The organism is Janthinobacterium sp. 67, assembly GCF_002797895.1.
In the GTDB taxonomy this organism is placed as follows: Bacteria; Pseudomonadota; Gammaproteobacteria; order Burkholderiales; family Burkholderiaceae_D; genus Janthinobacterium.
Window position 1 is genome coordinate 1,610,242 of record NZ_PGES01000001.1, and the last position, 24,081, is coordinate 1,634,322.

Below are 24,081 nucleotides of genomic sequence, written 5' to 3' on the forward strand. Positions count from 1 at the left end.
TATTCCGCCTTTTCCATGGACTGCGCTCCCGCGCAAGATAGCTTGTTACAATCAAAACCTGAGCAAACAATCAAGCAGGAGCCCGCATGTCACAAGATATTATTTTGGATACCCAACTTCAGCAGACCAAGAAACTGGCCTGGTGGTTGTACCTGATACATGGCGCCAGCTTCGTGTTTTCGCTGGGCGCGTTTTCCTTCATTCCGCTCATCATCAATTATGTGAAGCGGGACGAGGCGGCCGGGACCTTCGTGCACAGCCATCACAGCTGGATGATCCGCTCCTTCTGGTGGTACGTGGTCTGGATCGTCGTCGGCGCCATCTTGTGGGTCACGCTGATCGGCCTTCCGCTGGCGCTCATCGTGTGGGGCGTGGCCTGGCTGTGGAAAGCCTACCGCCTGCTGCGCGGCTTCATCGACCTGAACAACAACAGCCCCGTCCCCATGTAAATGCTTGTGGGCAAGCCATCGTGCTTGCCCGCACAGGGCTACATCGCCGCGAACGCCCGTTCGATATCGGCGATCAAGTCCTGCGGATCTTCCAGCCCCACGTTCAGGCGCACCAGCTGGCCCGGCAGTTGCCAGCCCTTGCGCATGGCGGCGATGCGGTACGGCATCACCAGGCTGTTCGCGCCGCCCCAGCTGTAGCCAATCTTGAACAACTGCAAGGCATCGACGAAACGGTCCGTCTGCGCCTCCGTGTAGCGGGCATCGAACAGCACGGAAAACAGGCCGCCCGCGCCGGTAAAGTCGCGCTGCCAGATGGCGTGGCCCGGGCAATCCTCGAATGCGGGATGCAGCACCGTGGCAATCTCGCTGCGGCCCTTGAGCCAGGCGGCCACCGTGCGCGCGCCCGCGTCATGGGCGTCGAAGCGCAGCTTCATGGTCGGCAAGCCGCGCAGCACCAGATAGGCGTCGTCCGCCCCCACGCCCATGCCCAGACGCATGTGCGCCTGCGCCAGGCGCTCGTGCAGCGCCCGCTCGCGCGTAATGAGCGCGCCCATCAGCACGTCCGAGCCGCCCGACTGGTATTTCGTCAGCGCCTGCATGATGATGTCCACGCCCAGGTCGAAGCCGCGCAGGGCCAGGCCGGCCGACCAGGTGTTGTCCAAAGCCACCAGCACGCCGCGCGCACGGGCGGCCGCGCAGATGGCGGGCAAGTCCGGCACTTCCATCGTCACCGAACCCGGTGCTTCCGTCCAGATGAGTTTGGTGTTTTCCTGGATCAGGGCGGCGATGCCGGCACCGATGAGCGGATCGTAATAGCGGGCCGTGATGCCGAAATCCTGCGCCAGCCAGCGTCCCAGTTCGCGGTTCGGGTTGTATATATTTTCCGGCAATAAAACGTCGTCGCCCGTTTTCAACAGGGCAAAGTCCGCCATGGCGATGGCCGCCAGCCCCGACGGCGCCAGCAGGCAATGCTTGCCCCCTTCTATCTCGGCCAGCCGCGCTTCCAGGGTGAACGTGGTGGGCGTGCCGTGCAAGCCGTAGGTGTAGGCGTTCTTGTCTTTCCAGTCGCCCGAGCGCATGGCCGCGACGTCCTTGAACAGCACGGTCGAGGCGTGATGGATGGCGTTGGGAAACGCGGCAAAGCCTTGCGGCGCCTGGTAATCGCTGTGGATCAGCGCCGTCTGGAGGGATTTGGGTGTGGTCATGGCGTCGTCGGCAAAAATAAAAAGGCGGGCCAGTCTGTGCTGGTCCGCCTTGATTGTAAGGGCTTATGCCCTTGCCTGCCGTACGTATGACAGAGTGTTACACCTGCATAAAATTTTTATTCTGCGGCGCCCCACAGGTCGTGCGCGTCCGCTGAGGTGATGGTCACGTCAACAAACTGGCCAACGGCCAGCTTGCGGTGCGGCTCGAACGGCGGTTTCACATACACGACGCCGTCGATTTCCGGCGCATCGGCGGACGAGCGGCCCACGCCGCCGGAGCGGGTGACTTCATCGATCAGCACGCGCACGGTCTTGCCGACCTTCGCTTGCAGGCGCTTGCGAGAAATCTCTTCCTGCAGCAGCATGACGCGGCCGCGGCGCTCTTCGCGCAGCTCTTCCGGCACGGGGTTGGCGATTTCGTTCGCGGTCGCGCCTTCCACAGGAGAGTACGCGAAGCAGCCCAGGCGGTCGATCTGCGCTTCCTTGAGGAAATCAAGCAGGTACTCGAATTCCGCTTCCGTTTCGCCTGGGAAACCGGCGATGAAGGTCGAGCGGATGGTCAGGTCCGGGTTGATGGCGCGCCAGGCCTGGATGCGGTCGAGGTTTTTCTCGCCGCTGGCCGGGCGCTTCATGCGCTTCAGGACGTCAGGATGCGCATGCTGCATCGGAATGTCGAGGTACGGCAGGATGTGGCCGCCGCTCATCATCGGGATGATCTGGTCCACGTGCGGGTACGGATACACATAGTGCAAGCGCACCCAGGCGCCGTAGGACTTGGCCAGCTCGCCCAGCGCTTCCGTCAGCTGCGTCATGTGGGTTTTCACGGGACGGCCATTCCAGAAGCCGGAGCGGAATTTCACGTCCACGCCATACGCCGACGTATCTTGCGAAATGACCAGCAATTCCTTGACGCCGGACTTGAACAGGTTTTCCGCTTCCATCATCAGTTCGCCGATCGGACGCGAGACGAGGTCGCCGCGCATGGACGGGATGATGCAGAAGCTGCAGCGGTGGTTGCAGCCTTCGGAAATTTTCAGGTAGGCATAGTGCTTCGGCGTCAGCTTGACGCCTTGCGGCGGCACCAGGTCGAGGAAAGGCGCATGCGGCTTCGGCAGGTGCAAGTGGACGGAATCCATCACTTCGGCCAAGGCGTGCGGACCCGTGACGGACAGCACTTTCGGATGCACCTTCATGATGATGTCGTCGCCGGCAGCATCTTTCTTGGCGCCCAGGCAGCCGGTCACGATCACTTTGCCATTTTCAGCCAGCGCTTCGCCGATGGCGTCCAGCGACTCTTGCACGGCAGCATCGATAAAACCGCAGGTATTGACGATCACCAGATCGGCGCCAGCATAGGATTTCGCCGTTTCGTAGCCTTCGGCGCGCAGTTGGGTCAGGATTTGTTCGGAGTCGACCAGCGCTTTCGGGCAGCCGAGCGAGACAAAGCCCACTTTCGGCGCCGCACCTGGCATGGCCAGCATGGCCTCGGGCTGGGCGGAAGGAACGGGAATACGGTGAATTTCAGACATGGTTGGCAGCTAATAAAATGGTGAGGCGAATCGGCTATTGTACCCCGAGCCGCCCCATGCTGTCAGGGCCGGCTTCTTTTGCTGGCGCATCTGCAACGCTGCAACTGCCGTTTTGTTCCGGCCACTGCCATCGAAGCAGTGGCCGAACAAGCTCCCACCATGCATCATCGGTATCAAGAAATTAAAAATAATGCCTTAGGGAAATTAATGGTCTGACATATAATTGTTTTTTAAAAAACTAAATCAATTCCATGTCTTTTTCCTTTTCCAATCTGAAAGCGCGACGCCTGGCTGTCGCGGCTTGCGGCATGTCTGTATTGCTGCTGAGCGGCTGCGTCGTCAACACGTCGGTCGTTGACCCACTGAAAATGAGCGCACAATCGGGAGAGACCCCGGTGGTGGTCAGCATCACGTCGAACACCAAAGATATTTACGGATTCAATTCGATCAAGTTACGCCAGGTGGTGGCGGGCGAGCAGCGCAGTGATTTCAAGCTGGTCTCCGCAAACCTGGTGATGACAAAGGTCGAGAGCGCGATGGCAGGGGATACCTCCCTGTTTATTGGCACCCTGCCCCCTGGCGAATATGAGTTTGTCGAACTGATCGACACCCGGGCCAACAAGCTCTTGCATGTGTACTCGACCATCGTAGGAAGCTTCAAAATCGGAACGGGAAAATCGGCGGATCTGGGTCGGCTGATTGTGACACGCGGCGATTTCGGCGTGCAATACGGTCGCAGCGCGCAGGTGGTATCCAATGCGGAATTGATCCAGCGCTTTGCCCCCGACTACAGCAAGCTATTCGGCGCCGCTGCCAGCCTGGGCTGGAGCACCCCGCACCACGCGCAGGACAATGTCGAGCAATTTGCCCGCGCCCACCCGGCCGGGGCCGAGTGCGCCACCGAAATGCCCGATGGTCGGGTGGCTGCCGCCAGCCGCATGGGCGCCGTCCTGATGCGCTCGACGCAAGGCCAATGGAAGATCATCAATGCCCCATCGGTGGAGTCGCTGTCTTGCGTGTTCCCCGTAGACCTGCCGAATGCCGAGTTGATCGCGGTAGGCGAATCCGGCTCCCTGCTGCGCAAGGCGCGTGACAGTGACGAGCTGTTTCCTGTCGACACAGGCAACCTGCCGCCCGGCAACCTGCTGCGCATCGGTGGCAACCCCAAGGATGGCTGGTACGTGATGCATCGCAAGGGAGACGCATTGAACATTTTCCATGCGAATCAACTGGACGCTGGCGACTGGCGCTCCGTGCACCGTTCCACCTTGCCCGGCTCGTGGCTGCACGGCCCGGGCTTGTTATGGACATGGCAAGACGCGGGCCACATCGGCTATGCGCTGGAAAGCGGCGTGATCGGCGAATTCGATTACAGCACGGGCAAGTTGACCGAGCGCTTTAGCCCGCACAAGAAAAGCTTGACAGAGTTTATCCATCAAGCCAATGGCACGCAAAGCGTTCTGGTAGCGGCTGGTCTGGGAGGACGGTTTCCGGACGCCTATGTTTCACGGGATCGTGGCCAGAACTGGACACCTGTCGTGTCGCCATTCAAAGTCCTGATGTCGCCCGTGGCACCCCTCAATGACGGCAGATTGCTGATGGAGGCCGGCATGTATAACGAGGGCGCACTGCTGGTCAGTAGCGACGAAGGTAAAACCTGGGGACCGTATGCGCCATACACACTGCGCCACGCCCCATTGATTTTCCCCTCCGGCCTGGCTCTCAGCATTCAGGAAGATTTCAAGGGTAACGTCAGCATTTACAGCTCCATGGATAATGCCAGGAAATGGAAGCTCGAGCATTCAAACCAGGATCTGCTCTCCACGCTGCAACAGCTGAAACGATAGGCGCTTCCGCACTCGCCATCGACAGCAGCCGGCATGGCACCCGCAAAGCACAACGGCACAGGAGTTCCCGTGCCGTTGCGTGGACCGCATGGGCTGCGGCTTATTTTTTGTCCGTCGGCGGAACCGGCGGCACAAACGGGAAGGTGCCGAACAGATTCTTGCTCTGGTTCTGCATCTGTTCCTGCATCTGCACGAACAGGCTCTTGCTCTGGTCGATGTAGTTGTTCATCATGCCTTGCATCATCGGGCCCTGGACATTCATGAACTGGGTCCACATTTCCGGGCTGAATGGCTTGCCTTCGAAGCTGCCGGCCGACGTGCCCGTGAACTTGTGCTGGATATCGGTGAACGCTTGCACGTTCTTTTCCAGGTAGGATCCCATCATGCCCTGCATGGCGTGGCCATAGTAGCGGATGATCTGCGACAACACGCTGCTCGAGAACATGGGCGCGCCGTTCGCTTCCTCTTCCAAAATGATTTGCAGCAAAATGCTGCGCGTCAAATCTTCATTGGATTTGGCATCGACGACGGTAAACACTTCATTGTCCAACACCAGCTGCTTGACGTCCGTCAAGGTGATGTAGGAACTGGTTTGCGTGTCGTACAGACGGCGGTTGGGATATTTTTTAATCAGGCGGTCTATACTTTTTTTTGCACTACTCATCACAAGTTCCACTTATTGCGCCGCAGCGCATACTGAGTTGATTCGAAAAAAAAGCGAACCAGGGTCCGCTTTCGCACCTGCCTACTTTTTGCATTATAGAGGGGAAAACAACTCCATTGCACATCAGGGTAGTAGATTCCCTTATTTATTGCAACGCAACTAAAAGTAGATTCCTGACCAGACCGGAGATTACGCCGGCCTCGTCAGCAAAAACGCTTTGTAAATTAATCCGCCCTGACTTTAACATACCGCCCCGGTGCCGCCTCGATAGCCGCGTGGCGCTTGTTGCCCGGCTTGCCTGGCGCCTTCACCTGGGCGCCGCCGTGTTCGGCCAGGAACGCCGCCCATTCGGGCCACCAGCTGCCCACGTGTTCGGTCGCGCCTTCCATCCATTGCTCGGCGCTCAAGGGCTTGGCTTTCGCCGTGCGGGGCTGGTCGTTGCTCCAGTAACTGCGCTTTTTCTTCGAGGCAGGATTGATCACGCCGGCGATATGGCCCGACGCACCGAGGATGAAACGGTTGGCTTTCGGTTTTTTCGGGTTCAGCAAGGCCGTGCTGGCGTAAGCCGCGCCCCAGGGCACGATATGGTCTTCGCGCGAACCGTAGATGAAAGCGGGCGCGTCGATGCTGCTCAGGTCGACCTTTTCGCCCGCCACCGTCAGCTTGCCCGGCACTTTCAGGCTGTTTTCCAGGTAAGTGTTGCGCAGATACCAGCAGAACATGGGGCCCGGCAAGCCCGTGCCGTCGCCATTCCAGTACAGCAAGTCGAACGCGGGCGGCTCCTTGCCCTTCAGGTAATTCGACTGCACATAATTCCACACGAGATCGTTCGGCCGCAGGCTCGAGAAAGTGCTGCCCAGGTCGCGGCCCGTCATCAGGCCGCCCTTGGCCAGGGTCTGCTCGCGCAGCGCCACCTGCGGCTCGTCGATAAAGACGTCGAGCGCGCCCGTGTCGCAGAAATCGAGGAAAGTGGTCAGCAGGGTCAGGCTGGCGGCGGGATTCTCGCCGCGCGCCTTGAGCACGGCCAGCGCCGTCGAGACGATGGTACCGCCCACGCAAAAGCCGAACATATTGAGCTTGTCCTGACCGGAAATATCCTGCGTGACCTTGATGGCTTCGATCACGCCTTGCTCGACGTAATCGTCCCACGTCAGGTGCTGCATGCTCATGTCCGGATTGCGCCAGGACATGAGGAACACGGTATTGCCCTGCTCCACCGCGTAGCGCACGAGCGAATTTTCCGGCTGCAAGTCAAGGATATAGAACTTATTGATGCATGGCGGCACCATCAGCAGGGGACGCTGGTGTACCGTGGCAGTCGTCGGTGTGTACTGGATCAGCTGGAACAAGGCATTTTCAAACACCACCGTGCCCGGCGTGGTGGCCACGTTGCGGCCCACTTCGAAGGCCGATTCGTCGGATTGCGAGATGCGGCCCTTCTGCATGTCGGCCAGCATATTGCTGAGGCCCTTGGCCAGGCTTTCGCCCTTGGTCTCGATCAGGGTTTGCTGGGCGTCGGGATTGGTGGCAAGAAAATTGGCGGGCGACATGGCGTCGACGATTTGCTGCACGGCAAACGCAATCTTTTGCTTCTGGTGCGGCGTCGCTTCCACGGCGTCGGCCATGGCGCTGAGAAACTCCGCATTGAGCAGGTAGGCGGCCGCATTGAAGGCAGACAAAGGGCTGGCGTGCCAGGCGGGCGCGGCGAAGCGGCGGTCTTTCAGCTCCGGAGCCTTGCCGGCCATGAAGTCGGCCCACAAGCCCGTCAGCTTGGCCACGTAGGCATTTTTCAGTTGTTCGATCGCTTCCGGCTTGATGCTGGCGCCCGCATCCTGCAAAATGCCGGCAATCGGATTGCCCTGGGGGTGCGGTACCATGTTGAACCACGTCTTCCACTGCTCAGGATTGCTGATCTGCGCCATCCATTCTTTGGTCATCATTTGAGGATCGGGCATATTCATAGGGATATGTAAGTCCATTCAAGAATTAATAAATAATTACTTCCGGGCCACCTGCATGCAAACTTTTACTGACTGGCAATACCAATGATGCTCATGACCGCTGTTGCCTGGATCTATGTCGTCGGCCTCATGGCGCTGACGGAACCGTCCATCGTCGCCGGGGTAATGACCTTCGTGCTGTACTGCGTCATCCCCCTGTCCATCCTATTCTATCTGACGGGCTCGCGGCGACGCAAACGCAAGGCGGCGCGCATCGCGGAACTGAGAGCGGGCGCCCAAGCCTCAGCAGACGATAAAACAAAAACGGCAGACACATAAGTGTCTGCCGTGCGGATTATTTGCGCCAGATCAAGCTGGCCTGTCTTCCCGTGACGCCATCGCGCCGGTACGAGTAAAACTGCGCCGCATCGCTGACGGTGCAATATTCCCCTCCCGCCACTTGCGCCACGCCATCGCGCAACAGCAGGGTGCGCGCCAGCGCGTAGATATCGGCCAGGTACTTGCCCGGTCTGCCAGCGATGGCGGCGAAGGCCGCACTCAACACTTGCCGCTCGGCGTCGTCGCGCGCGCCGTCGCGGAACGCTTGCAGCACGTCCTGCCCCACTTCGAATTGCTGCGGACCAATCGCCGGCCCCAGCCAGGCGAGGATATCCGTCGCGCCCTGTGCCCGCATGGCTGCAACCGTGCGCTGCAAGACGCCATTGGCCAGTCCGCGCCAGCCCGCATGGGCCGCGCCGACGACGAGGCCATCGCTCGAACAAAACAGCACCGGCAGGCAATCGGCCGTCATCACCACGCACACGGCGCCAGGCAAGGCGGCGATGCTGGCATCGGCGTCCGGCACGCAGCCGTGCAAGCTGGCAGCATCGGCAACTGCCACACCATGCACCTGCGACAGCCAGGCCGGCTCGGCAGGCAAGATGGCCGCCAGCCGCGCCCGGTTGGCGGCCACGTACACAGGGTCGTCGCCCACGTGCGTGCCCAGGTTCAAGCCACCGCCGCCCTGCCCGTCACCGTACGGACCTTCACTGACACCGCCCGCGCGCACGGTCGCCAGCGCGCCCACGTTCGCGGGCAAGCCTGGCCAATGGGGAACAATGCAAGGCAACGGCGACGTCATCAGACCTGTTCCGGCTCGGGAATGCCGGCCGTGGCGATCAGTTGCGCGAAATCATCGGCCAGCGGCACGATCCATTCGCACGCTTCCAGGGTGCCCGGATGCACGAGACCCAGGCGACGCGCCTGCAGCGCCTGGCGCGAGAAGACGGATACCAGGTGCTGCTTGCCGTACACGTAATCGCCGACCAGAGCAAAGCCCAGATGCTGCATGTGCACGCGGATCTGGTGCGTGCGGCCTGTTTCCAGACGGCATTGCATCAGGCTCACGGGACGGCGGTCGAGTTCGCCGCTGCCGATCAATTCATAGTGCGTGATGGCGGGCTTGGCCGTAAAGTTTTCCGAGACGGCCATCTTGACCCGGTCGCGCGGGTGGCGCGCGATCGATGCGTCGATGGTGCCCGCCATTTTTGGCGTGCCCCACACGAGCGCGAAATACTCGCGCTTGACGGTGCGCGCCTGCAACTGGCGCACGAGGTCCGTTTGCGAGGCCAGGGTCTTGCCGACGACCATCAGGCCGCTCGTATCCTTGTCCAGGCGGTGCACGATGCCGGCGCGCGGCACGCCAGCCAGCTGCGGACAGTGGTGCAGCAAGCCGTTGAGCAAGGTGCCCGACCAGTTGCCGGGGCCCGGATGCACGACCAGTCCGGCCGGTTTGTTGATGACGATGATATGCTCATCTTCGTGCACGATGTTCAATTCCATCGCTTCCGGCTTAAAAGCCTCGTCTTCCGGCGCGCTTTGCGGCAGAATGACGATCTTCTCGTCGCCATAGGCGGTCATGTTGCGTTTGGCAACTTTTCCATCGACGGTCACGAAACCGGCTTCCAGCCACAATTGCAAGCGGCTGCGCGAGTATTGCGGCACCAGCTTGGAGATGACTTTATCGAGGCGGTGGCCGCAGGCGTCCGGCGTCAGTTCCAATGTAATCGGGGCCATTTCCTCGAAGACGTCGTCGGCGGCAAAATCGCCGTCAAACGCCTCTTCAGCGGCATGGTCAGAAAGGGAGTCAAACGCGGGGTCAGCCAAATTAGGCTTCGGAGTTAATATCACAGCATTCCCATCGGCTATAATCAGCCTATTGTAAAATCTTGGTTAAAACCTTCTTGCAAAACGTCATGCAAAAAAAATTATCGTTGGTAGTCGCTTCAGTCGTTCTGCTCGGCATGTCCGCTTGCAGCTTGTTGCCTGAAAAAGTGGATGAGACCAAAAACTGGTCCGTTACGAAATTATACTCGGAGGCGCGTGAAGAAATGGCCGGGCAGCACTATGAAGCTGCAATCGGCCTGTTCCAGAAGCTGGAGGCTAACTATCCTTTCGGCAACTATGCTCTGCAAGCGCAGATGGAGATCGCTTACGCGTATTATAAGTCGGGAGACCAGGCGCAGGCACTGGCTGCCGTCGAACGCTTCATCAAGTTGCATCCGAACCACGCCAATGTCGACTATATGTACTACTTGCGTGGCCTGATCAGCTTTAACGACCAGATCAGCTTCCTGAACTTCCTGTACGAGCAAGATCCGACCGAGCGCGATCCGAAAGCCACGCGCGAAGCGTTTGCCGCCTTCAAGCAACTGGTCGACAAGTTCCCGAACAGTAAATACGCGCCCGATTCGCTGGCCCGCATGAACTATCTGATCGATGCGATGGCGAAATACGAAGTGCACGTGGCGCGCTATTACTACCGCCGCGGCGCCTACCTGGCCGCCGCCAACCGCGCGCAAACGACGATCAGCGACTTTTCCGCCTCGCCGGCCATCGAAGAAGCGCTGTTCATCATGTACCGCTCGTATGACAAGCTGGGTTTGACCGACTTGCGCGACGACGCCTTGCGCGTGCTGACCAAGAACTATCCGAACACGGCATTCCTCAGCCCGGAAGGGGTGAACAAGGAACGCAAGTGGTGGAAATTCTGGCAGTAAGCTGCAATAAAAAACCGGGCTAGCCCGGTTTTTTCTTAGCCCAACGGCAAAATCCGGGGTCGTACCCTGAGGGTACGACCCCAGCATTTGCTTTAGGGTTACTCTCCGACCTTGCGCCGAAACACCCAGTTAGTATCGTTCGACGCCTCCGGCACATACGCGTAGCCGTCGACGTCAAACTGCTTCAGCTGCTGCGGATCGCGGATCTGATTGACGGCCGCATAGCGGGCCAGCATGCCGCGCGCGCGCTTGGCGTAGAACGAGATGATTTTATATTTGCCATTCTTCCAGTCCTCGAACACGGGCGCGATGACGGGTACGTCCAGCTGGCGCGGCTTGACGGATTTGAAATATTCTTCGGACGCCAGGTTGACCAGCACTTTCGCACCCTGCTCCTTGGCCGTACGGTTCAGGCCGTTGGTGATGGTGTCGCCCCAGAACGCATACAAATCCTTGCCGCGCGCGGTCGACAGCCGCGTGCCCATTTCCAGGCGATGCGGGTGGATCAGATCCAGCGGGCGCAGCAAGCCGTACAGGCCCGACAGGATGCGCACGCGCGACTGGGCATAGTCGAGCTGGGCCGGCTGCAGGCTGCGCGCCTCGAAACCGGCATACACGTCGCCATTGAAGGCCATGATGGCCTGGCGCGCGTCGTCAAGCTGCGGGGTCCAGGATGCGTAGCGGGCCACGTTGAGGGCCGACAAGGCGTCGGAAATACCCATCAGGCTGCCCACTTCGGCAGGGGAAAACTGGCGCATGCGGGCGATGAGCTGGGCGGAATGGTCGAGAAAATCGGGGGTGCTGTGCAACGAGGTTGTTGGCGGCGTCTCCAGGTCGAGACTCTTGGCGGGCGAAAGCACGATCAACATAAATTATCACTACAGAATAGAATTGCCGACATGATACCTGCTCCACAAAAACTCGTCCTCGACACCAACGTTTGCCTCGACCTCTTCGTCTTCAACGACCCGCGCTGGGCGGGCCTGCTGGCGGCCATGGAAAGTGGCGCCGTGCACGCCATCACGCGGGCGGATTGCCGCGAGGAATACCTGGTCGTGCTGCACTACAAGCATCTGCCCCTTGATGAAGCCAGTCGGGCCGTTGCCGCCGCCCGCTTCGACGCCCACATCACCGTCGTGGCGCCGCCTGTTTCCGGCGTGCGCCTGCCCGTCTGCACGGACAAGGATGACCAGAAGTTCCTCGAGCTGGCGCGCGACGCGAACGCCGACATCCTCATCACCAAGGACAAGGCCCTGCTGAAACTGGCCCGCAAGACGGCCAAGGCCGGCATGTTCAAGATCATGGTGCCGGAAGGCTGGGCCTTGCCAGCCTGAAGCCGCCAAAGCCCCGCACGCGACGGGGCGCGCTGCGCTAGAATGGGGCACGATTCCACTTTCCGCACCGCGCCCCTACCGTTCATGAACAGCCCGTCCCTGCCCTACACGACTCCCGCCCTGACCACCCGCTTGCCTGCTGTCGGCACCACCGTGTTTACCCGCATGTCCAGCCTGGCGGCCCAGCATGGCGCCGTCAACCTGGGCCAGGGCTTTCCCGATTTCGATTGCGACCCGGCCCTGGTCGACCTGGTCGGCGACGCCATGCGCGCCGGCCACAACCAGTATCCGATGATGACGGGCGCCGCGCCCCTGCGCGAGGCCATCGCCGCGAAGATCGCCAGCCTGTACGGCCACAGCTATGATGCAAACACGGAAATCACGGTCACGGCCGGCGCCACGCAGGCGCTCACCACCGCCATCCTGTGCTGCGTGCATCCGGGCGACGAAGTCATCGTCATCGAGCCGGCCTACGACAGCTACCTGCCCGCCATCGCGCTGGCCGGCGGCGTGCCCGTGCTGGTGGCCATGGAAGTCGGTGAACACGGTTACAGCGTGCCGTGGGACAAGCTGGCCGCTGCCGTCAGCAGCAAGACGCGTTTGATCATCATCAACACGCCGCACAACCCGACGGGCACCATCCTGCGCCCCGCCGATGTGGCGGCGCTGGCCGACATCGTGCGCGGCACGCAAATTTTGATCCTGTCCGACGAAGTGTACGAACACATGGTATACGACGGCGTGCCGCACGCTTCATTGAGCCGCAACCCGGAACTGGCGGCGCGCAGCTTCATCGTGTCCAGCTTCGGCAAGACCTATCACGTGACGGGCTGGAAGATAGGCTATGTAGCGGCCCCGGCCGCCCTGACGGCGGAGTTTCGCAAGGTGCACCAGTACAACGTGTTTAGTGTCAACACGCCGATGCAGCACGGCCTGGCCGGCTACATGGCGGACCCGCAGCCCTATCTGGACTTGCCCGCGTTCTACCAGCGCAAGCGCGACGTGTTCCGCGACGGCCTGGCGGGCAGCCGTTTTACCTTGTTGCCGGCCGACGGCACGTATTTCCAGTGCGTGCGCTACGATGCCATTTCGCAAGAGACCGAAGCGCAATTCGCCGAATGGCTGACAACGCAAATCAAGGTGGCCGCCATTCCCGTGTCCGCGTTTTATGCGCAGGGCAAGGAGTCGGGCATCGTGCGCTTCTGCTTTGCCAAGAAGGACGAGACCTTGCGCCTGGCGCTCGATCGCCTGCGCAGCATTTAATACCGCACTGCTCCGCTGCGGCGGGGCAAAGGATGACAAGCATGGTACAGCGTCGCATCGGCCCGGCCGACCTGGTTCCCGGCGAACCCCTGCCCTGGGATCTGTTTCTCGCGGACCATAGTGCCGGCCCGCAACTGCGCAAGGGGCAGATCATCACGGACGGCGCGCAGCTGGGCCGTTTGCTGCAGCTGGGCCTGTACGTGGGCGCGCCGGACCAGCCGTCCGTCCTGCGCCTGCTCAACGAGGCGGCGCAGCGCCTGGAGCGCCTGTTGCTGGCCTTGCGCAGCGAAAACAATGCCGAGCGCGACGTGCGCGACATCTCCCGCGAACTGCTGCGCGCGCTCGAGCACGATGCCGACATCGCGCTGGCCAGCATCCTGCTCAACCAGATCGCCGGCAGCTACGCCGTGCGCCACTGCATCGAAACGGCCTTGCTGGCCATGCTGGTGGGCCGCAGCATGCACAAGTCCCACGACGAATTGCTGTTGATCGGCGCCGCCGCGCTGACGATGAACGTGGGCATGCTGCGCCACCACGACAGTTTCCAGGACCGGCGCGGCCCCCTGAACGACGAGGAAATGCGCATCGTGCGCCAGCATCCGCAGGAAAGCACGGAATTGTTGCGCTGCGCCGGTGTCGATGACGAGGAATGGCTCAGCTGTGTGCTCTTGCACCATGAAAACGACGACGGCAGCGGCTACCCGCAGGGGCGCACGGCCGATGAAATCCTGCAAAACGCCAAGCTGATCGGCCTGGCCGACCGCTATTGCGCCCGCGTCTCGGCGCGCAACTACCGGCGCTCCATCGTGCCCGACCAGGCGCTGCAGCACATCTTCCTCGACCAGGGCGTGGCCATCGACCCGCAGCTGGGCGAGCAATTCGTCAGCCTGCTGGGCAAATATCCGCCCGGAACGTTGGTGCGCCTGCGCAGCGGCGAACTGGGGGTGGTGACGCAACGGGGCGCCGGCCACGTGCATCCGCTCAGCGACCCGCTGGGCGCGCCGCTGGCCGCCGCCCAGCTATCGCAGATGACGCCGCGCGACACGACAGACAGCCAGTTCGCCATCGTCTCGTCGCTGCACGAAGATGACGCGGGCGTGCGCTTCAGCATGCGGCATGTGTGGGGCGATGAGGCGCGGCTCTAGCCTCGCTGGGCAAGGCCCGGAGGCCGGAGCCGCAAGCTGTCACGTCACGGTTTCGGCGGGCGGATGCCCGTGTACTGTGCGCTGACCAGCAGCCATTGCTTGTCGACAAGCCGGGCGACATAGCCGGCGCGCAGGGCGAAGGTGCGTGCAACCTCAGCTTGATTGACACGATAGGACAGCCGTGCCGAGATGAGCGCCGTATCGCCAAAAAGACGCACTACCGGCTCATCGACCTGGACTTGAGGGCTCGGCCGCTTCTGCTCCGGCGCATAGAAGGACAGCATTTTTTCGCGCCCGTCCACCTCGCCGACCGGCGATATTTCCACATAATTCTCGGCTGTGGTGGCTTTCAAGGCGGCTTGATCGAAGCTGCTCTGGGCCTGCGCATGGCGCTGCACCAGGGCCAGCAGTTCGGCGTCGGCGGGCGCCGCGCTCGCACTACCGATAACGCCCAAGCTGCCAAGCAGGCAGGTGGAAAGAATAGGTGAAAGGGATAATTTCATGCGTATTTCATCCTGGTCAAGGTCATTGAGAAACATCCGTTGATGACGGCGCTACCGTCAGCATCGAACACTCGCTTGCGGGCAGCCGATCGTGAGTAAGCCACCGCATGCTATCCGCTTGCCATTTTCCGGCACATGCCATTGAGACAAACTGCTGGATCGGGGGATTGAAACGCCGTTTCGCCGGCTTGACTGGCCATGCTGGCGATCGCGGCATGCAAAGCCAGGCGTCCTCCACCAAGATGCCTCCTCCTGCAATAGCCCCCAGGGGAGAACAGGTATTTCCGGCATCTGCCAGCCTCGAAAACATGCCCGCAGCCGTAACCTTCGGCAATGCTTATGGCAGAGAGACCTGACTATTTTACAAGATTGCTGCTCATTACTATTTCTCTTATTTTTATTTCATAATAGTAATGAAGGGCACTGTCTTCGCTAAATTGATTTTCCAGGACAACAACGTCGACATCTTTTTCAGGAAAATACATTTTGATTGATGCAAACCCCAGCCCTTTTCCGGAGTGGCCAATGTAGTTGACCGGTGTCCTGTCGTTCACATAGACACCATATCCATAGCCAATTTTTTCCGCACCGAAAGCGACGTGCTGGCTGGATATATCGTAATTCGTCATCAGCCTGTAGCTTTCCGGCTTTAAAATTTGTCCTTTATGAAGTTTTTCATCCCAGATAGTCAAGTCCCTTGCATTTGAAACAATGCCTCCGGCGGGAATGAAGTCAACCCAGCCTGCCCCCTGAACCGGATGCGTTTTCAATTCGAATACATTTTTCGAATTGACATAGCCATTGATAACGTTATTCTTCTTGCCTTCCTCATAGCAAAAACTATTGTCCATTGCCAGCTCTTTGAACAAGTCATTTGCCGCTTCGATATACTTTTTGCCGCTTACTTTTTCAAGAATATGCCCCAGCATGGCATACGTTGTGACACCGTATAAAAAGTCCGTACCCGGCTTGAAACTCAGCGGCGCGTCAATGTCAGTGATTCCAGCCGAAAAGTTGAGCAGCTGATGCACGGTCACCGTGTCGGCCCAGGCCTGAGGCAAATCAGGCAAGTATCTTCTAACGGGACCATGCAAGTCTATCCTGCCTTTTTCAACTTCCCTTAAAATCAGCGCTGCCGTGATCTGCTTGCTATTCGACATGATGCGGAAGTTATCGTCCAGTTTCAAGGGCACTTTATTTTCAAAATCCGCATAACCATGGGCTTTTGAATATATCGTTTTCCCATGTTGCGTGATGAGAATCACCCCGTTGAAACTTCGTGGACTTGTTTCCTTGAGCAAGCTGTCAATTTGAGCGGCGTAGTCATCCGGCTTGTCTGCATATGCAATATTTTCAGCATGGACATCGGCAAATACAGCGCTTATCGCTAGAAATGAAATCGCCAATATGGCGAGTGGCGAAGTCGCTTTTCCGGCAGCATCAGAAGTTTTCATGGGGATATCGTCGTTTGGTTTAAGAACCTCAACCGGGAAAATTATACCCTCGCCCCCTGCATGGCTGCGAATTCACACGGCCGGCACCGGAACCGTCATTTTGAAGACGTCAAATACGTCCGCAAGCCATGCGTCAGCACAAAAGGAAACACGCTCGCATGGTCTTCATCCTCGAACACGCGCAAACGCGTCTTCAGGCCCGGATACTTGTGCGATTTCAGCTTGCCGTCGAACTCGCGCAAGTCGGCCACCATGTCGGCGTCTTCCTCCGAACGCGAACGCTTCTTGCCGGCCGCCAGCTTTTCCAGGCCGCCGATGCCGAAGAACACGGACGCGGGCAAGTCCTTGTGGCTGGCCGCATACGCCTGCTCGCGGTCGAACATGACGCCGGCGTCGTACCACAGCGACGGGCTGCCGAGGATGTAGTGCTCGAAGGTGCGCGGTTCCGTCAGCAGAAATTGCAGGCCCAGCAGGCTGCCGTAGGAATGGCCGATGAACACCTTGCGCTGCATGTCGACGCGATAGTTACTGGCGATGAAGGGGAACACGACGCCCGAGATGAACTGGCCGTAGGCCTTCGCTTCGCCGAACGCGGGCTGCCGCCCCGGCATGTCCGAGCGGTACTCAGTCTTGCGCGGCGTGGTGGGCGTGTAGTCGCGGCGGCGGCTGTACACCCCGCCATCGCCGTTGGCGTACGACAGGCCGACCACCACGACTTCTTCCATCCCCGCATGCTTGTTCAGGCGCTGCGCGATATTGCGCACGACGGGAAACGCATAATTGGCGTCCACGACGAACAGCACCGGATAGCGTTTATTTCCCTGCCGATAGGAATCGGGCAAGGCGACATATAGCTGATAGTCGCGTTTCAAGGCTTGCGCACGGATGTCGCGCACTTCCGTATTTTCCAGAACGTAGCTGGCGGGCGCGGCAACTGCGCTGCTGGCCAGGCAGCAAAGGACGATGAGCAAACTGAAAGGTTTCAAGCTGGTTTCTTTCATTGAGATCAAAGTTACTTCGCCGCAGCCGCCGTCAGCTGCACCAGCTTGCGCTCGACAAACGCCTGCAATTGCGGCGACAGGGTTTGCAAGCCCTTGGCCCGCTCGAACGCCTGGCGCGCCTGGGCCGGGTGGTTGTCCGCTTGCAAGGCAATACCAAGCCCCATCCACCAGACGCTGTTGTCGGGCGCCGTCTGCAAGGCCAGCTGGTAATGTTCGGACGCTTCGCGGTAGCGCTGCTCGCGTTGCAGCACGCCGGCCAGGAAAGCCTGGTATTCGCCGTTGTCGATGGCGTACGGCAGGCTGCGCATGAGAGTCTCGAGGGCGGCCACGCCGCCGTTGGCCTTGTCCAGCTGCAAGCGGGCCAGCATCATCGCTTGCGCCGGCTGTTTCGGGTCCAATGCCAGGCTCAGCTGCAATTGACGGGCCGCCTCGTCCGGGCGCTGGGCTTCGAGCAGCAGGCGCACCAGGGTTTCGCGCGCGCCCTGGTGGCGCGGGTCCAGCTGCAAGGTCTGCTGCAAGGCCAGCATGGCGTCGGAAACGCGGCCATCCTGCAACTGGGCCAGCGCGCGCCGGTATTCGTTCTCCACGCGCTGCTGGGCGGTGACTTGCTTGCCGTCGACGATACGCTCACTGGCGGCGGATACTGGCGTCTTGACGACGGGCGCAGCGGCAGGCTTGGCGGCTTTTTCCGTGATGCGGCGCAATTCGGCGGGCCGCGCTCTGGCGGGCGCCGGGGCGGCGTCCTCGGCCCGGAACACGGGTTCAGGTTCCGCAACAACGACGGGCGCGGCAGGAGCGGCCACCGGCGCGGGCGCAACCACCGCAGGCGCCGGGACCGGGATCGGGACCGGGACCGGGGCCGGGACCGGAATACTGGCCACATTGACCAGCACGGGCGGCACGGCCGGGCGCTTCCAGTACACCCAGCCCAGGGCGATGGCCGCCGCCGTCAGGCCGGCCGCGCCGCCGAAGACGAGCACACGCGGCAGGCCCCGCTCGCGTTCGGGCACGGAGCGGATGCCGGCCGCGTCGCCGCGACCATCGGGGGTGCCGCGCGCATCGAGGTCTTGCAACATCTTGTTAATCAGGCTCATCTACAGGCTCATCTTCGTCATCGGTTCAATAAAGTCCAGCTCACGGCACTGGCGGCAGCCAGCACGCCGGCGCCGGCCAGCCATGGCCAAGGCCTCCGCCAGAAGCGCGGCGTGCTGGCCAGGGTATCGCTGGCGGCCAGCGCCACGTGGCGCCCGCTGACCTGCTGCCGCCCTTCCCCATACGCCACCATCAGCGCCTTGTGCGCCATGATGTTGATCAGGCGCGGGATGCCGCCGGAAGCCTGGTACAGCTTGCGCACGCCGCCGCGGCTGAACAGGCGCGCGCCGTCGAAGCCGGCCACGCGCAGGCGGTGCGCCACATAGAAATCCACGTCGTCGCGCGACAGCGGGCCCAGGTGGTAGTGAAAGGTGATGCGTTGCGCCAGCTGGCGGATTTCCGGCAGGGCCAGCTTGACGTCGAGTTCCGGCTGGCCGAACAGCACGATTTGCAGCAGCTTGCGCTTTTCCGTTTCCAGGTTCGTCAGCAGGCGCAGCGCTTCGAGGCTGTCGACGGGAATCGCCTGCGCTTCGTCCAGGCACAGCAACACGCGCTTGCCCTGCGCGGCCAGGTTGAGCAGGCGCAGGTTCAGGGATTTGAGCAGCTGATGCTGATCGGCGTCTTTCTCCAGCAGCACATCGAGGTCGTCCGCCAGCGCCAGGATCAGCGAACGGGGCGGCAGGTTCGGATTCGGGATGTAGGCCGTGACGAAGTCCGGTCCCAACGATTGCATGAACTTGCGGCAAAGAAAAGTCTTGCCTGTGCCCACTTCGCCAGTGATCTTGATGAAGCCCTCGCCATTGCGCGCCGCCACCAGCAGGGTATTGAGCGCCTTTTGCGACTGCGGGCCATTGAAGAAGAAACTGGTATCGGGCGTGAGGCCGAACGGCGCCTCGCGCAAGCCGAAATGGGCCTGGTACATTTAGCGCCGCTCCGACGGCCGGCGCGGGTCCAGCGCCTCGATGCGCTTGCCCGATTCCAGCAAGTCCTCGTTCCAGCTATTGGCGCCCTCGACGATGGTCGGCTTGATCAGCACCACCAGCTCGCGCTTCTGGATCACCTGCCCCGTGTTGCGGAACAGCGCGCCCAGCACGGGAATGTCGCCCGCGCCCGGCACTTGCGAACGGTCCGACGTGGTGGCCTGGCGCATCAGGCCGCCGATGGCGACGATGCGGCCATCCTGGCTGCGCACCATGCTGTCCATTTCGGAGGTGCTGGAGGCGGCCAGCGGCAGCTTCAGCGAACCGGCGCTGCCCAGGTCGATTTGCTTGTTGACGGTCGTTACCTGGCTGACGGACGGGTGCACGTGCAGGATGATGTTGCCCTGCTCGTCGATCTGCGGCGTCACGTCGAGCACGACGCCGGAAAAGAACGGCTGCAAGGTGACGTTCGGGCTGGAAGTGGTGCCGCCCGTGGTGCCGGTGGAAGTCACGGTGGTGCTTACGCCGGTGACGAAGAATTCGTCCGTGCCGATCTTCAGCACGGCCTTCTGGTTGTTCATGGTGGCGATGCGCGGACTCGACAGTACGTGCACGGCCCCCTGCGACTCGAGGAAGGTGATCATTGCGGCGAAATTGGCCGTCTGGAACGCCAGGCCGAACATCGAGCCGGCCGCATTCGCCGCCGAACTGAGGCCAAAGCCGCTGCTGGCCGTCAAGCCGCTGCCATTCGTCATGTTCGGCGGCTGGCCGCCATTGAACGGCAGCGGCGCCAGGGTGCCGCCCGGCTGGATGAAGCCCGTCGAAATGCGGTTCGTGTGACCGCTCTTGATGGAGGCGAACGAGGCCCAGTTGATGCCGGTCTGGAAATTATCGTTCAATTCCACTTCGAGAATCTTGGCTTCCAGGATCACCTGGCGGTCCACCGACAGTTGCGTTGCCTTCAGGTACAGATCGACGGCGCGCAGCTCGTCGGGCATGCCGCGCACGACGACGACGCCGGACTGCGGGCTGATCACCACCTTGCGGCCGTCGGCCGTGCCGCCGATGATGGCGCCCAGCGAATCCTTCAGTTCGGCCCAGAAATTGCTGTCGGACGTGGTACTCAGGTTGGAACTGTCCTGCGCCACTTGCTGGCCCGACTGGCCTGGCTGCTGCGGCTGGTTCTGCTGCGCCGGCTGGCCGCCGTTGCTCCCGCTCTGGCCGCTGGTGCTCGTGCCGGCATTCGATACCGACGTCGAGGAGACGCGCAGGTTCGACATGCCCTTGCGGTTGCCCGTCAGGTAATTGACCTGGAACATGCGGGTTTGCATGGTGAGCGGCCGTATCGTAATGCGCGTGCCGTCGACCTTGTAATCATAGCCATACATCTCGCGCACGGCGTCGAGCGCCTCGAACAGGGTCACATCCTTCAGGTTGGCCGAAATGCTGCCCTGCACGTCCGGATGCACGAGCATGTTGTAGCGCGTGCCGTTGACGAGCGAGTGGAAGAACTGGCGGGCCGGCACGTTGTTGAAAGCGACGTTGAAACGCTCGTCGAGCACGCCGCGCGCCTTGGGCAACTGCGCGGCCAGCGTGGACGCGGGCGGCAGCAGCGCGTTTTCCACCGCGTCGGATTGCGCCGCCGGGCCGGTGGTCGCTGCCGCGCCGGCCACCTGTTCCTTGATCGCATTGTAGGTATCGCGCTTTACAGGCGCGACGTTGCAGGCGCACAAACCCGCTGCAAGTCCCAGAACGCCCGCCCGCTTGCTGATTTCAAGTATCTTCCGCATTCCCGCCTTGTATTTATTGGGTGACATGAACCTGTTTCCTTCGTACATGCATTGCATCATTTGCGTCGACCGTCTTCGGATACAGCCGCAGCGTTTCCAGTGTCTTGCCGCGCCGCAAGGTCACGCTGGTCTCGCCGATGGCGACGACGACTGCTCCGCCCAGCTTGTCGCCAGCGCGCACGCTGCGACCATCGATCACGGCCAGGCGCCGTCCGCCGGGCTGATTGGAAATCAGCACCGATTGCAGCTGCGGCCGCGCCACGCCGGCAGAGGCCGCACTACCCTGGACAGGCGCCGCATCGGGCGGCCGCGTGGGATCGGCCAGCGCCTGGGCCAGCACACCCGGCGCCGGCGCCAGCAGCGCGCAGGCAAGGAAGGCGCAGCGGCCGGCGCGCATCACAGCGCGATCCATTTCTCGTCCAGGCTGAGCGTGTACAAGGTCAGGCTCAGCGTGGCGTTCGGATACTGCTCGACCTGCATGTTGACCTTGCCCCAGAACACATGGGCCGGCATGGCCTCGACGGCATCCATATAATTCACCATATCCAGATAATTTCCACGCAATACGATTTCCACGCCATGACGGTAGAGCAGGGCCGGTGCCCTGGCCGGCTCGGCTTCCGCTGGCGACTTCGCGGCAGGCGCGGCGGCAGGTGCGGACGCCGCTGTTGCGCTGGCAGCGGCATGGCCGCCCTGCCCCATGGCGCCCGATGGCAGGGTAGTGAGCGACACCAGGTGCAAGCGGGCCTGCTGTTTCAGCAATTGCTGCAGCATCGGCACGATGCGCTCGGGCGCCACCAGGCCATTTTGCGTCGATTGCAAGCCATGCCGCATCTGCAGGACTTCCTGCCTGATCCGTTCGAGCCGGATGCGGTCCTGCACGTTGGGGTCGGCCGCATGCGCGGCCATTCTTTGCGCCATCTCGGCATCGACGGCCGCGACGGCTTGCTGCCGCTGGGCAATCGTGTCGGCCAGCGCCTTGCGCCTGGCCAGCTGCGGATCGATGAACAGATAAAAGACGATGAACATGAGCAGCGCGGCGCTGGCGCCGAAGATCATGATACGTTCCCGCACGCTGAGTGCATCGAATTTCAAGGCGAATTGTTGCCATTGCTGCTTCATTGCTTGACCGTCCCTGCGCCGCTGGCGGGCGCCGCCGACGATTGCAAACTGAATTCGATAAAGCGCGGTGCCGGTGCCGGTACGGCGGCGGCAGACGCTGCGCCCGGTAACGCTGGCGCCGGCGCCGGCGCGGAAGCCTGGGCAGCTGGAGGCTGAGCGGTGGTCATGTCAAGGCGCGCAAACGACTTGCCCTGCAAGGCCGATTCCCTGGACAGGGCGCTGATGTATTGCGGCAGCAAGTCCGGCTGCACGACCCGCCCCTGCAAGCCGATCTCGTTGCCGGCGCCGGCAATGCTCGCGCCCGTCAACCACAAGCCGTTGACCCTGGCGCGCGCGAACGCGCGGAAATAATCGGCATAGCCGCGCGTGGTGCCCAGTTCACCGCCCTGCAAAATTTGCCCCGCTTCCTGCAAGGCGCTGCGGTCGGCCTCGGCCTGGCCCAGCGCGCTGGCGATCAGAGGGTCCTTGCCGGGCACGGGAAACCGCGCGAACACATCGGTCCGGCGCGCCTCGCGCGCGTCGAGCATGACCTTGGCGTCGGCCGCCGCCCGTTCCAGCGCGGCCACCTGGCGCGCGCCAAACCAGACCAGCGCGGCGCTGGCGGCCAGGACCAGCCCCAGTCCCCGCAACAAGCCCTGCGCCGACAGCGCCTGCTTCCGCTTTTCAAACGCAGGGTTGAACAGATTGATTTGCTGGCTCACGCTGGCATCCCCTCCTGCCGCAAGGCCGCGCCCAGGGCCAGGAAAAAGCGTGCCTGGCCGGCAGCGGCCGACAAGTCCGGCACCTTGGAAAAGTCAAACAGGGTCGCCAGATCCAGCGCCTCGACCGGCATGTACAAATTGTCCGCCAGGTAGCCATGCAGGCCATCGCTGCCGGTAGGCGCCAGGACCAGCCTGGCAATGGTGATGAAATGGAATTGACGATCGAAATGGTCAAAGGAACGCTGCAGTTCAAGCGTGATCTTGTCGTAACACTGCTGCCGCTGGGTGTCGCTGGCATCGGCCAGTTGCGTCACGGTCACGTCGATGCGCCGCGCCAGATACAGCTCCCCATCAAAGGTCACGGTCAGCAGTCCCCCTTCGCCATCGAAAGACAGCATGGCCAGGCCCCGCCCCTGCGTTTCCATCAAGCCCGCGATATTTCGCTGAGCCATTTCCGGGATATCGATGACGGACAGGGCGATCTTGCATTCGCCATACAGCGCCTGACGCTGGGCTACGGCATTGTTGCGCGCCGCGACGGCGAACAGCGATTGCGCGCGGCCCGGTCCGTTCCTGTCGGCTGGAATATCGAAGACGTCGACGGTGGCCTCCGCCGCCGGAAAGTCGATCATGTCCTTCAGGCGCCAGCGGACGGCGGTCTTGAGTTCTTCCGGCGGCACGTTCGGCGCATCGAGGGTCAGCAATTGATACTCGCCCGCACCGAGCAAGGTGGTGTTCCGATACGACTGGGCATGCACATCCCGGTTCATTTTTTCAAGGATGGCCGCCGCCAGCGGCTTGCGTCCGGCATACGTGGCCACCGCCTGCACCAGCGGCTTGTCGTCCGCGCGCCGCTTGACCACGGCGGCGCACACGCCTTCCGCTGAAAATGACGTCGCCAGCCAACCCTCGTGTTTTTTTGCTTTTGCGAATAAACCCATGCCACCGATCCAGGTAATGAAATGCGACGACAGCGGTGCCGTCCGAATGATGCATTGAATCAATTTTAATTCATCGCAGGTATGAACAGGTTAAAAAAGAAATAATTGACAACAGATTTTCA

24 protein-coding genes are annotated in these 24,081 nt (G+C 61.4%); 7 read left to right on the plus strand and 17 right to left on the minus strand.

Annotated features, from left to right (window positions below; translation table 11 throughout):
• Nucleotides 1-86 precede the first annotated feature (86 nt).
• On the plus strand, nt 87-449 hold the full coding sequence (locus tag CLU90_RS07230) for a DUF4870 family protein (RefSeq protein WP_100427540.1): 363 nt from the start codon (nt 87-89) through the stop codon (nt 447-449).
• Between the two features lie 38 nt (nt 450-487).
• Here CLU90_RS07230 and CLU90_RS07235 read toward each other — a convergent pair whose 3' ends face one another.
• Nucleotides 488-1,654: a cystathionine beta-lyase gene (locus CLU90_RS07235; protein ID WP_092709511.1), complete on the minus strand. Its 1,167-nt coding sequence runs from the start codon at nt 1,652-1,654 to the stop codon at nt 488-490.
• Between the two features lie 116 nt (nt 1,655-1,770).
• The gene (gene rimO, locus CLU90_RS07240; protein WP_198511299.1) at nt 1,771-3,126 is read right to left on the minus strand and encodes a 30S ribosomal protein S12 methylthiotransferase RimO; all 1,356 of its coding nucleotides are present in this window, start codon (nt 3,124-3,126) and stop codon (nt 1,771-1,773) included.
• 308 nt (nt 3,127-3,434) lie between these two features.
• On the opposite strand from rimO, the gene CLU90_RS07245 reads away from it, so the two are divergent.
• Nucleotides 3,435-5,030, plus strand: coding sequence for a hypothetical protein (locus CLU90_RS07245; RefSeq protein ID WP_157808766.1), 1,596 nt, complete (start codon nt 3,435-3,437; stop codon nt 5,028-5,030).
• A 100-nt stretch (nt 5,031-5,130) separates the two neighbouring features.
• Here the strand turns inward: CLU90_RS07245 and phaR are convergent, their stop codons facing one another.
• Both phaR and phaC read right to left on the minus strand, forming a co-directional pair.
• Nucleotides 5,131-5,694, minus strand: a complete 564-nt coding sequence (phaR, locus tag CLU90_RS07250; RefSeq protein WP_092709520.1) for a polyhydroxyalkanoate synthesis repressor PhaR — start codon at nt 5,692-5,694, stop codon at nt 5,131-5,133.
• A gap of 224 nt (nt 5,695-5,918) precedes the next feature.
• Entirely contained in the window at nt 5,919-7,634 is a 1,716-nt protein-coding gene (gene phaC, locus CLU90_RS07255; RefSeq protein WP_100427543.1) for a class I poly(R)-hydroxyalkanoic acid synthase, read from the minus strand.
• 105 nt (nt 7,635-7,739) lie between these two features.
• Between phaC and CLU90_RS07260 the strand changes: the two genes are divergently transcribed.
• Nucleotides 7,740-7,973 (plus strand): hypothetical protein, encoded by a 234-nt coding sequence (locus CLU90_RS07260; protein ID WP_314607287.1) that lies wholly within the window; start codon nt 7,740-7,742, stop codon nt 7,971-7,973.
• A 16-nt stretch (nt 7,974-7,989) separates the two neighbouring features.
• Here CLU90_RS07260 and pgeF read toward each other — a convergent pair whose 3' ends face one another.
• Nucleotides 7,990-8,775, minus strand: a complete 786-nt coding sequence (gene pgeF / locus CLU90_RS07265) for a peptidoglycan editing factor PgeF (protein WP_100427544.1) — start codon at nt 8,773-8,775, stop codon at nt 7,990-7,992.
• A complete protein-coding gene (locus CLU90_RS07270) occupies nt 8,775-9,800 on the minus strand; it encodes an RluA family pseudouridine synthase (RefSeq protein WP_046683027.1) in 1,026 nt (341 codons plus the stop codon). The genes pgeF and CLU90_RS07270 overlap by 1 nt, the downstream gene beginning before the upstream one ends.
• An 89-nt stretch (nt 9,801-9,889) precedes the next feature.
• On the opposite strand from CLU90_RS07270, the gene CLU90_RS07275 reads away from it, so the two are divergent.
• Nucleotides 9,890-10,693 carry an outer membrane protein assembly factor BamD gene (locus CLU90_RS07275; protein ID WP_086140734.1) on the plus strand — a complete coding sequence of 268 codons (804 nt, stop codon included), beginning with the start codon at nt 9,890-9,892 and terminating at the stop codon, nt 10,691-10,693.
• Nucleotides 10,694-10,791: 98 nt separating this feature from the next.
• On the opposite strand, the gene yaaA is transcribed toward CLU90_RS07275, so the two are convergent.
• On the minus strand, nt 10,792-11,562 hold the full coding sequence (gene yaaA / locus CLU90_RS07280) for a peroxide stress protein YaaA (RefSeq protein WP_092709529.1): 771 nt from the start codon (nt 11,560-11,562) through the stop codon (nt 10,792-10,794).
• Between the two features lie 30 nt (nt 11,563-11,592).
• On the opposite strand from yaaA, the gene CLU90_RS07285 reads away from it, so the two are divergent.
• From CLU90_RS07285 to CLU90_RS07295, 3 genes are all read left to right on the plus strand, one after another.
• Complete coding sequence (locus CLU90_RS07285) at nt 11,593-12,027, plus strand: putative toxin-antitoxin system toxin component, PIN family (protein WP_100427545.1); 435 nt, start codon at nt 11,593-11,595, stop codon at nt 12,025-12,027.
• An 84-nt stretch (nt 12,028-12,111) separates the two neighbouring features.
• Complete coding sequence (locus CLU90_RS07290) at nt 12,112-13,290, plus strand: pyridoxal phosphate-dependent aminotransferase (protein ID WP_100427546.1); 1,179 nt, start codon at nt 12,112-12,114, stop codon at nt 13,288-13,290.
• Nucleotides 13,291-13,331: 41 nt separating this feature from the next.
• Nucleotides 13,332-14,435, plus strand: a complete 1,104-nt coding sequence (locus CLU90_RS07295; RefSeq protein WP_100427547.1) for an HD-GYP domain-containing protein — start codon at nt 13,332-13,334, stop codon at nt 14,433-14,435.
• Between the two features lie 44 nt (nt 14,436-14,479).
• Here the strand turns inward: CLU90_RS07295 and CLU90_RS07300 are convergent, their stop codons facing one another.
• The 10 genes from CLU90_RS07300 to CLU90_RS07345 all read right to left on the minus strand — a co-directional run bounded on the left by CLU90_RS07300 (nt 14,480) and on the right by CLU90_RS07345 (nt 23,959).
• Nucleotides 14,480-14,938 (minus strand): nuclear transport factor 2 family protein, encoded by a 459-nt coding sequence (locus tag CLU90_RS07300; protein WP_157808767.1) that lies wholly within the window; start codon nt 14,936-14,938, stop codon nt 14,480-14,482.
• A gap of 356 nt (nt 14,939-15,294) precedes the next feature.
• Complete coding sequence (locus CLU90_RS07305) at nt 15,295-16,392, minus strand: serine hydrolase domain-containing protein (RefSeq protein ID WP_100427549.1); 1,098 nt, start codon at nt 16,390-16,392, stop codon at nt 15,295-15,297.
• A 95-nt stretch (nt 16,393-16,487) separates the two neighbouring features.
• Nucleotides 16,488-17,378: an alpha/beta hydrolase gene (locus CLU90_RS07310; protein WP_232731108.1), complete on the minus strand. Its 891-nt coding sequence runs from the start codon at nt 17,376-17,378 to the stop codon at nt 16,488-16,490.
• A 26-nt stretch (nt 17,379-17,404) separates the two neighbouring features.
• Nucleotides 17,405-18,487: a tetratricopeptide repeat protein gene (locus tag CLU90_RS07315; RefSeq protein WP_232731109.1), complete on the minus strand. Its 1,083-nt coding sequence runs from the start codon at nt 18,485-18,487 to the stop codon at nt 17,405-17,407.
• Between the two features lie 17 nt (nt 18,488-18,504).
• Nucleotides 18,505-19,407 carry an ExeA family protein gene (locus CLU90_RS07320; protein ID WP_100427551.1) on the minus strand — a complete coding sequence of 301 codons (903 nt, stop codon included), beginning with the start codon at nt 19,405-19,407 and terminating at the stop codon, nt 18,505-18,507.
• A complete protein-coding gene (gene mshL / locus CLU90_RS07325; RefSeq protein ID WP_092709549.1) occupies nt 19,408-21,195 on the minus strand; it encodes a pilus (MSHA type) biogenesis protein MshL in 1,788 nt (595 codons plus the stop codon).
• Between the two features lie 13 nt (nt 21,196-21,208).
• Nucleotides 21,209-21,607 (minus strand): MSHA biogenesis protein MshK, encoded by a 399-nt coding sequence (locus CLU90_RS07330; protein ID WP_232731111.1) that lies wholly within the window; start codon nt 21,605-21,607, stop codon nt 21,209-21,211.
• Complete coding sequence (gene gspM, locus CLU90_RS07335) at nt 21,592-22,317, minus strand: type II secretion system protein GspM (protein WP_100427553.1); 726 nt, start codon at nt 22,315-22,317, stop codon at nt 21,592-21,594. Before gspM ends, CLU90_RS07330 begins: the two co-directional genes overlap by 16 nt.
• Nucleotides 22,314-23,018, minus strand: a complete 705-nt coding sequence (locus tag CLU90_RS07340) for an MSHA biogenesis protein MshA (RefSeq protein ID WP_100427554.1) — start codon at nt 23,016-23,018, stop codon at nt 22,314-22,316. The genes gspM and CLU90_RS07340 overlap by 4 nt, the downstream gene beginning before the upstream one ends.
• Nucleotides 23,015-23,959, minus strand: coding sequence for an agglutinin biogenesis protein MshI (locus CLU90_RS07345; protein ID WP_092709928.1), 945 nt, complete (start codon nt 23,957-23,959; stop codon nt 23,015-23,017). Before CLU90_RS07345 ends, CLU90_RS07340 begins: the two co-directional genes overlap by 4 nt.
• Nucleotides 23,960-24,081: the final 122 nt, after the last annotated feature.

Coding starts and splice junctions, on each gene's coding strand:
- CLU90_RS07230 (WP_100427540.1), top strand. CDS start 87: ATGTCACAAGATATTATTTTGGATACCCAACTTCAGCAGACCAAGAAA.
- CLU90_RS07235 (WP_092709511.1), bottom strand. CDS start 1,654: ATGACCACACCCAAATCCCTCCAGACGGCGCTGATCCACAGCGATTAC.
- rimO (WP_198511299.1), bottom strand. CDS start 3,126: ATGCCAGGTGCGGCGCCGAAAGTGGGCTTTGTCTCGCTCGGCTGCCCG.
- CLU90_RS07245 (WP_157808766.1), top strand. CDS start 3,435: ATGTCTTTTTCCTTTTCCAATCTGAAAGCGCGACGCCTGGCTGTCGCG.
- phaR (WP_092709520.1), bottom strand. CDS start 5,694: ATGAGTAGTGCAAAAAAAAGTATAGACCGCCTGATTAAAAAATATCCC.
- phaC (WP_100427543.1), bottom strand. CDS start 7,634: ATGATGACCAAAGAATGGATGGCGCAGATCAGCAATCCTGAGCAGTGG.
- CLU90_RS07260 (WP_314607287.1), top strand. CDS start 7,740: ATGATGCTCATGACCGCTGTTGCCTGGATCTATGTCGTCGGCCTCATG.
- pgeF (WP_100427544.1), bottom strand. CDS start 8,775: ATGACGTCGCCGTTGCCTTGCATTGTTCCCCATTGGCCAGGCTTGCCC.
- CLU90_RS07275 (WP_086140734.1), top strand. CDS start 9,890: ATGCAAAAAAAATTATCGTTGGTAGTCGCTTCAGTCGTTCTGCTCGGC.
- yaaA (WP_092709529.1), bottom strand. CDS start 11,562: ATGTTGATCGTGCTTTCGCCCGCCAAGAGTCTCGACCTGGAGACGCCG.
- CLU90_RS07285 (WP_100427545.1), top strand. CDS start 11,593: ATGATACCTGCTCCACAAAAACTCGTCCTCGACACCAACGTTTGCCTC.
- CLU90_RS07290 (WP_100427546.1), top strand. CDS start 12,112: ATGAACAGCCCGTCCCTGCCCTACACGACTCCCGCCCTGACCACCCGC.
- CLU90_RS07295 (WP_100427547.1), top strand. CDS start 13,332: ATGGTACAGCGTCGCATCGGCCCGGCCGACCTGGTTCCCGGCGAACCC.
- CLU90_RS07300 (WP_157808767.1), bottom strand. CDS start 14,938: ATGAAATTATCCCTTTCACCTATTCTTTCCACCTGCCTGCTTGGCAGC.
- CLU90_RS07305 (WP_100427549.1), bottom strand. CDS start 16,392: ATGAAAACTTCTGATGCTGCCGGAAAAGCGACTTCGCCACTCGCCATA.
- CLU90_RS07315 (WP_232731109.1), bottom strand. CDS start 18,487: ATGAGCCTGATTAACAAGATGTTGCAAGACCTCGATGCGCGCGGCACC.
- CLU90_RS07320 (WP_100427551.1), bottom strand. CDS start 19,407: ATGTACCAGGCCCATTTCGGCTTGCGCGAGGCGCCGTTCGGCCTCACG.
- mshL (WP_092709549.1), bottom strand. CDS start 21,195: ATGCGGAAGATACTTGAAATCAGCAAGCGGGCGGGCGTTCTGGGACTT.
- CLU90_RS07330 (WP_232731111.1), bottom strand. CDS start 21,607: ATGGATCGCGCTGTGATGCGCGCCGGCCGCTGCGCCTTCCTTGCCTGC.
- gspM (WP_100427553.1), bottom strand. CDS start 22,317: ATGAAGCAGCAATGGCAACAATTCGCCTTGAAATTCGATGCACTCAGC.
- CLU90_RS07345 (WP_092709928.1), bottom strand. CDS start 23,959: ATGGGTTTATTCGCAAAAGCAAAAAAACACGAGGGTTGGCTGGCGACG.